The 6829-nt window shown below is 33.1% G+C and carries 7 protein-coding genes and 2 pseudogenes; 7 read left to right on the top strand and 2 right to left on the bottom strand.

Annotated features, from left to right (window positions below; genetic code table 11):
• The 7 genes and pseudogenes from ACODS7_RS30575 to ACODS7_RS30545 form a co-directional block, all read left to right on the top strand.
• Positions 1-491, top strand: a 491-nt coding sequence (locus tag ACODS7_RS30575) for a Tn3 family transposase (protein WP_488828372.1), incomplete at its 5' end; no start/stop codon positions are given.
• A 327-nt stretch (positions 492-818) separates the two neighbouring features.
• The gene (locus ACODS7_RS30570; protein ID WP_366988497.1) at positions 819-1430 is read left to right on the top strand and encodes a DUF975 family protein; all 612 of its coding nucleotides are present in this window, start codon (positions 819-821) and stop codon (positions 1428-1430) included.
• A gap of 547 nt (positions 1431-1977) precedes the next feature.
• Entirely contained in the window at positions 1978-2313 is a 336-nt protein-coding gene (locus tag ACODS7_RS30565; RefSeq protein ID WP_488828370.1) for a zinc-finger domain-containing protein, read from the top strand.
• Between the two features lie 7 nt (positions 2314-2320).
• A pseudogene (locus ACODS7_RS30560) lies at positions 2321-2547 on the top strand (hypothetical protein); the annotation flags it as partial.
• A complete protein-coding gene (locus ACODS7_RS30555; protein ID WP_454501185.1) occupies positions 2501-2941 on the top strand; it encodes a lipase-like domain-containing protein in 441 nt (146 codons plus the stop codon). The pseudogene ACODS7_RS30560 and the gene ACODS7_RS30555, both read left to right, overlap by 47 nt.
• Positions 2942-3047: 106 nt before the next feature.
• On the top strand, positions 3048-3899 hold the full coding sequence (locus ACODS7_RS30550; protein WP_454501186.1) for a phospholipase C: 852 nt from the start codon (positions 3048-3050) through the stop codon (positions 3897-3899).
• 415 nt (positions 3900-4314) lie between these two features.
• Positions 4315-4886, top strand: a pseudogene (locus ACODS7_RS30545) (methyltransferase).
• 179 nt (positions 4887-5065) lie between these two features.
• Here the strand turns inward: ACODS7_RS30545 and ACODS7_RS30540 are convergent.
• Positions 5066-5752: an IS6 family transposase gene (locus tag ACODS7_RS30540; protein ID WP_423099584.1), complete on the bottom strand. Its 687-nt coding sequence runs from the start codon at positions 5750-5752 to the stop codon at positions 5066-5068.
• Between the two features lie 139 nt (positions 5753-5891).
• Positions 5892-6515: a recombinase family protein gene (locus ACODS7_RS30535; RefSeq protein ID WP_197229183.1), complete on the bottom strand. Its 624-nt coding sequence runs from the start codon at positions 6513-6515 to the stop codon at positions 5892-5894.
• Between the last annotated feature and the right edge of the window lie 314 nt (positions 6516-6829).

Here is a 6829-nt window from a genome sequence, read left to right as displayed (position 1 = left end):
CTGCATCTCTTATTTTAAAAAAGTTAGCATCTTATCCACGGCAAAATAGTTTAGCAATAGCATTACGAGAAATTGGACGTATAGAAAGAACATTATATACATTAGAGTGGCTGCAAGATCCTGCACTGAGAAGGCGCGTTCAAGTGGGACTCAATAAAGGAGAAGCGAAACATTCACTTGCGCGAGCCGTTTGTTTTCATCGGTTAGGAGAAATACGTGATCGTTCTTATGAAGATCAATTGCATCGAGTGAATGGTTTGCAGTTATTAATTTCTGTAATTGTTATTTGGAATACAGTGTATATTGAAAAGGCGATTGAATTATTACGAACGCAAGGAATGGAAATTCCAGAAGAATATGTGCAGCACGTTTCTCCAATAGGTTGGGAACATATTGCATTAACAGGTGATTATATCTGGAATGTACAGCAAAAGACATCGATTCATCATTTAAGACCTTTGCGAACAAAATATGCAAGAAATAGATACTAACCATCTTACCGCTCCCCTATGTAAATAGGGAAGCGGTAAGATGTGTTCAAATTGTGTCTAAACGTACAATTTTCCCGAAATGGTATGGTGAGGCCAAGTTATATGTATATCATGAATGGAATTACATAACTTATACATAATATATTATAAGGGGTGAATAATTTTGTACAAGTATCTATCTGTCATAATGTTATCTAGTTTTGGATAGATATATGCTACAAAAATGTATGCTATAACGATGTCTATATTTTAATTCAATGAGAAATAGGTACATCTCATATTATCTGAAAAATAAAGAAATAATTATCACACATTAGGAGGGAATGTATGATTAGTGATTTAAAAGAAACAGCACTAGATTCATTAGAGGGTAATTGGGGGATAGCGGTTGGAGCTACGCTCATCATATTTATTCTTATCCAAGTAGTTGGTGTTGTTATTGATTGGGGATTTTCGAAGATTTATGATTGGGGCGAAATAGGAGGTTTAATCTCATTTTTAATTACCGGTCCGTTAACTTTAGGAGGATATTATTTAACTTTAAATATTATTCGTCAAGAACAACCACATATCAGTAATATATTCATTTGGTGTATAGATATGAGGAAACTTCTTAACTCATTTTTAGTATATTTATTATTGTACTTTTATTTAATTCTGTGGACGTTACTTTTAATTGTTCCAGGCATTATTAAATCTATTTCATATACCATGACATATTTCGTTTTAAATGATCACCCAGAGTATACTATGAATCAGGCTATTACAAAAAGTCGTCACATGATGAACGGGCACAAAATAAAGTATATGATTTTATATTTAAGTTTTGTCGGTTGGTTTATGTTAAGTCTGATTACTTTAGGAATTGGATTCTTATGGCTTATTCCATATTTTCACACAACAAAAGCGGCATTTTATGAAGACATTGCAGCGAAATAAAATATTTCACGCATCCTACTCCTCGAATCAGTTTTCTTACATTTTAACTTCGCTTTAATAACTTTGCAACAGAACCTACAAAAATTATATCTTAAACTATTGGTAGAATAAAAAATGGATTGTTTGTTGATGAGTATAGATAGAATTAAATTTTAGAATGTTCAGAATACATATTATCAATTTACTGTAGATTCTAATTATGTGAAACTAGAACCAAGATGAATGTTTCTTTAAAACTTACCCCTAATAAAGATTTAAAGAAAATTTTGTTTTCGTCATCATCAAGAAAGAAGCCAATTTCTATACAAATTGGCTTCTTTTGAATCCCTACTCTTTTTCATTCCTTACTTTAACACATTTCCAACATTTGTATAGAATGTAATACTGAAAATTCAGACTAGATGACTCGTTTTAATGAGAACAAATGTAGGATTGTTTGGGCGTAAAGGATAGACCGAGCCAAATGGGATACATGCAATCTGCTTTCCGAAAGCGTTGTCATATCCAGTGTAATAAAGATAACGATTATACTGAGGAGATTGGGATGATGAATAAAAGAGAAACGAGAATTCGTATTTTAGATTTGCAGGATCAATATTGCATGGGGTGCAAGCACTATAATGGGGTAAGAACATATTGTATGGACGATTGTAAAATTGGAAAAGAAATATATCAATTAGGAACAGGATTGATTGGTGATGAAAAGGACCAGAAACGGAAAGTAAAACTGAAGTGGGATTCTGTTTGTCAACAGGCGCTCGTGTTAAGAAGTAAAGGATATACCTATCAAAAAATTGCAAACCAATTAGGATGTCATGCGAGTAGTTTACGTAAACAGTTCCATCAACGGTGGACTGTAAATATATCAATTAAAATGAGGTGAACGCAACATGAGGGTAGTTGCGAAAAAAGTACAAATGATACGCTTACAGGAGAAAAAAATAAGTGTGTGAAAAATACAGAAACAAATTGTGCCAAACAGTACAAAATAGAAAAAGAGTGTATCAAAACAGAAAAAAATACAGCTAAAAAACGATCCCAAAAAGTACAAAAGCAAGAAGAAAAATGGGATGAAAAATGCAAACAAGCCGTACAATTATTTAATCAAGGAACAGAATCAATGGGTTAAAACCTTTGATGATGTGTACTACTTTTCATATACAGGAAATGCTACCTATCCATCAGCACTAACAGGACATGCACTTCCAGTTATCACAATGAATCCTCTGTTTTATGCACCAAGTCTGTACATTGGTAGCCATAATACAAAAGAATGGTGGCCAAACGATGGACTCGTTAGTGTGATTTCTTCCCAATACCCGTTTGGACATCCAAATCAACCTTACACAGGGACTGCACGAAAAGGGGTTTGGAATTATACATCTCCAAAAAAGGATTGGGATCATATTGATTTTATAGGAATAGATCTTGAAAGTTCTTTGAGAATTCGGGATATTTACTCCTTCTATAATGAACTGGGTAATAATATCAATCGTTTACCAAATAATTAGGAATTTAATTATTGTTATTTAGAAAACGTTCCATCAGAAAAGGAATTTCTAAGTATTAATAAACTGAATATTATGAACTTAAAAAACTACGAATGGAGGATTTCATATGAAAAAGCAATTATTTGTAATCTCAGCGTTTATTACGTTAGTCGCTCCGTTACCGACGGTAGCATTGGCACATGAAAAGACTGAAGGACATAACGTAAATATTATTCAATATTGGTCCGCTGAGGACAAGCATTCAGAAGGAGTAAACTCTCATTTATGGATTGTAAATCGTGCAATTGATATTATGTCTCGTAATACGACACGAGTAAAACAAGATCAAGTTGTATTATTAAATGAATGGCGAACAGATTTAGAGAGCGGTATTTACTCTGCTGATCACGAAAATCCTTATTACGATAATAGTACATTTGTTTCTCATTTCTATGATCCTGATGATGGCAGTACCTATATTCCATTCGCAAAACAAGCGAAAGAAACTGGAGATAAGTATTTTAAATTAGCTGGTGAGTCCTATAAAAATAAAGATATGAAACAAGCATTCTTCTACTTAGGAGTATCCCTTCATTATCTAGGGGATGTAAACCAGCCAATGCATGCAGCAAATTTTACGAATCTTTCTTATCCCCAAGGATTCCATTCTAAATATGAAAATTTTGTAGATACAATAAAAGATAATTATAAGGTAACGGATGGAAATGGGTATTGGAACTGGAAAGGTATACATCCTGAAGATTGGATTCATGGAGCTGCCGTAGCAGCAAAACAAGATTTCTCTGGCATTGTAAATAATAATACGAAAAGTTGGTTCGTGCAAGCGGCTGTATCACAAAGCTATGCTGTTAAATGGCGTGCTGAAGTTACGCCGATGACTGGTAAGCGTTTAATTGAAGCGCAGCGTGTAACAGCTGGATATATTCAGCTTTGGTTTGATACATATGGAAATCGTTAAGTAATGTAAAAAGGCAAAATACTCATGTAGAGGCTTTCCTTTTTTACTACTTGAGGTCACCATACATGCCCATCAACTTAAGAAACTTAACTACCACCAAGTACAAATAACGTTATTTTTTCTAGAAAACTCATTAAATAAGAAGCGTACATATTATAAAAAACGAAAAATCATGTCAATTCTCTTCCTTTATTCTATCTTTTAATTACAATCATAGTATTTTTTCTAAGGTCTTACTACGTTTAAAGTAAATAAATAAGAATTTCAAGTAATAAATGCTTTGATATAAGTGAATATCAACTTATTAATCTGAAAATTTAGATAAATAACGAAAGAAGCTATCATTCATTTAAGTGTTCTGAATTAGATCATTTAAAATGGTATATATCATAATTGAACGAGGGGGATGAAAGTAATGAAGCAGAAACAAAGAATGATAGTAACCGCAGCCATGGCAGCCACATTAGCTACAGGTGCATTACCTACTACATCGGCGTTTGCTGCAGAAACAAAATCTCCTATCCAACAACAAGAGTCACAAATGGGTATTCAACCGTTCGCACAGAGTAATTTAGAAAAGCAGTTAAAGCTGCCTTATATGGTCCGGAAGTCAAAAAGATTAAAGTATTTGAGCATGAATTTAATGTGAAACCAATTGAAGTGGTAGATTTAGGTGGCGGAAAAAAATATGTTAAAGGACAAATTTCCCATCATTTAAGTTTCCGCCTAGATGATCAATTGTATTATGATTTTACAGTGAAAGACGGAGAAGTAATCGGTACGCCTCAATATCATATTGATAGAGGTGGTTTAACACCATTCGCAGCGCCTCTTTTATCCCTTATCGCTGCGTATAATGGCATTCCAGTTAATCCAAATGATTTAAACGCAATTGGTCAACAAATTGGAAAATTAATTGATGGAAGCTGGGAACATGCCGCACAATCTATTGCCACTGTAGTTAGTTTAAGTTTTAATGAAAAGTAGATTTTAATAGGGATTTCATTGATGTGAAAACAGGCTTTAAATAATCTTACAAAGGGTAGTGCTTATAAATAGCAATGTTATGAAATGAATATACCCCTATTTTTAACATGTTAACCTATTATTGGTTCTGTTGCAACGTTTGAAAAAATATAAAGAGGGCTATAAATTGGAGATAGGGTTTAAGCAATTGCTACTAATTTTTGTAGTTCATTGAACGCCGAAAAGACGGAGTCTAATTCAAGACTCCGTCTCTGTTTATATAAGGCTTGAATCGTTTCAATCCCTTTTATGGTACGTGAAGCATGACGGATACTTCGGAATCCAGAAGATTTGGCAAAGCGCCGTTTTACATGTCGATGATCTTGTTCAATGAGATTATTGAGATGTTTGACGGTACAGTGTTTCGTATGTGTATAAAAATCATTTTTTTGTAATTTTTTAAATGCACAAAGCAAAGCTGGTGCCTTGTCTGTTGTGAGAACCGTTGGTTCGCCAAAAGCTTTGACTAATCGTTTCATAAACATATAGGCGGCTTGATGATCACGTGTATTACGAAGTTGAATATCTAGCGTGTGTCCATCTTTATCAATTGCACGATACAGATAGCACCATTCGCCTTTCACTTTGATGTAAGTCTCATCTAAATACCAAACATGATGTGCAGATTTGTTTTTCTTTTTCCAAATCTGATAAATCAAATTGCCATATTCATGGACCCAACGCATGATGGTTGTTGGATGAACGGAAACACCACGTTCTTTCAAGATCTCAGATACATCACGATAACTTAAAGAAAAACGACAGTAATAACCAACGGCTACCAAAATAATATCTTTCTTGAACTGTTTTCCTTTAAAATATTTCACGCATCCTACTCCTCGAATCAGTTTTCTTACATTTTAACTTCGCTTTAATAACTTTGCAACAGAACCTACTTTTATATATGTTGGGTGTTTTTGCCCATCCCCCCGAAAAGGGGGAATAAGAAAAAAGCAAGCTTTTCTTTTAAGAGAGCTTGCTTTTTTCTAAGCTATATTCGTATTCTTTGACTCTTCTATAAAATGTATTACTCTTCATTCCTACTCTTTGCATGGCTTCTACTGCAGTAATTTTATGATTTTTCCATTCTTGATAAGTTTCTTTAAAATTATCATCTATTTCAACTTTTTTGCGGCCAAATTTAACTCCTTTTTGAAGTGCAATTGTAATTCCCTCTTTTTGTCGTTCACGGATTCTTTTTCTTTCATCTTCAGCCATATAACTCAATAACTGCAAAATTAAATCTGAAATAAGGGTTTCAATTCCATTTAAATCTTTATATTTCATGGTGTTAAGAAGAGGCATATCTAACACAACGATATCAATCTTTTTTTCTTTAATTAATTCTTGCCATTCGTCTAAAATCATTTGTTTATTTCTCCCCAAACGATCTAGTGATTGAATGTATAAAACATCTCCGTTTCTCAACATACGTTTCATAAGTTGATATTCAGGACGTTTAAAATCTTTTCCACTTGCTCTTTCTATAAAGATGTATTCTTCAGGAATACTTATCTCTGCTGCGGTTGCGAGTTGTCTCTCAATAGATTGATCTTTACTACTTACTCTAATATAAAAGAATTTCCTCATTATGTATTCCTTCCCCCATTTCAAATCCCACACTCAATCTATAACTAGAAAAATTTGATGGTCATAAGATATAATTATTATATTTTAATGTCAAATTCTATACAACTCTCATGACGTATTTCAAAAATAATTATGTTATAATTGTGAAACATTAAAACCTACTCAAATGCACCGTGTCAAAAAGTATACTTTTTGACACGGTGCAATCTATTATAACTATAATTCATAAGGAGATATAGAAAACAACTAAATATGAATGTTCAAAAAAGATTAACTATTTTAACTACAGATGAAATAAATCAACTTTATAGTAG

The organism is Bacillus sp. FG16, assembly GCF_057809515.1.
This window is presented reverse-complemented; position numbering and strand designations above follow the sequence as displayed.

Bases quoted from the DNA above. Each gene is read 5' to 3' on its own strand.
- ACODS7_RS30565 (WP_488828370.1), top strand. From the start codon at position 1,978: ATGAATAAAAGAGAAACGAGAATTCGTATTTTAGATTTGCAGGATCAA.
- ACODS7_RS30535 (WP_197229183.1), bottom strand. From the start codon at position 6,515: ATGAGGAAATTCTTTTATATTAGAGTAAGTAGTAAAGATCAATCTATT.
- ACODS7_RS30550 (WP_454501186.1), top strand. From the start codon at position 3,048: ATGAAAAAGCAATTATTTGTAATCTCAGCGTTTATTACGTTAGTCGCT.
- ACODS7_RS30570 (WP_366988497.1), top strand. From the start codon at position 819: ATGATTAGTGATTTAAAAGAAACAGCACTAGATTCATTAGAGGGTAAT.
- ACODS7_RS30555 (WP_454501185.1), top strand. From the start codon at position 2,501: ATGAAAAATGCAAACAAGCCGTACAATTATTTAATCAAGGAACAGAAT.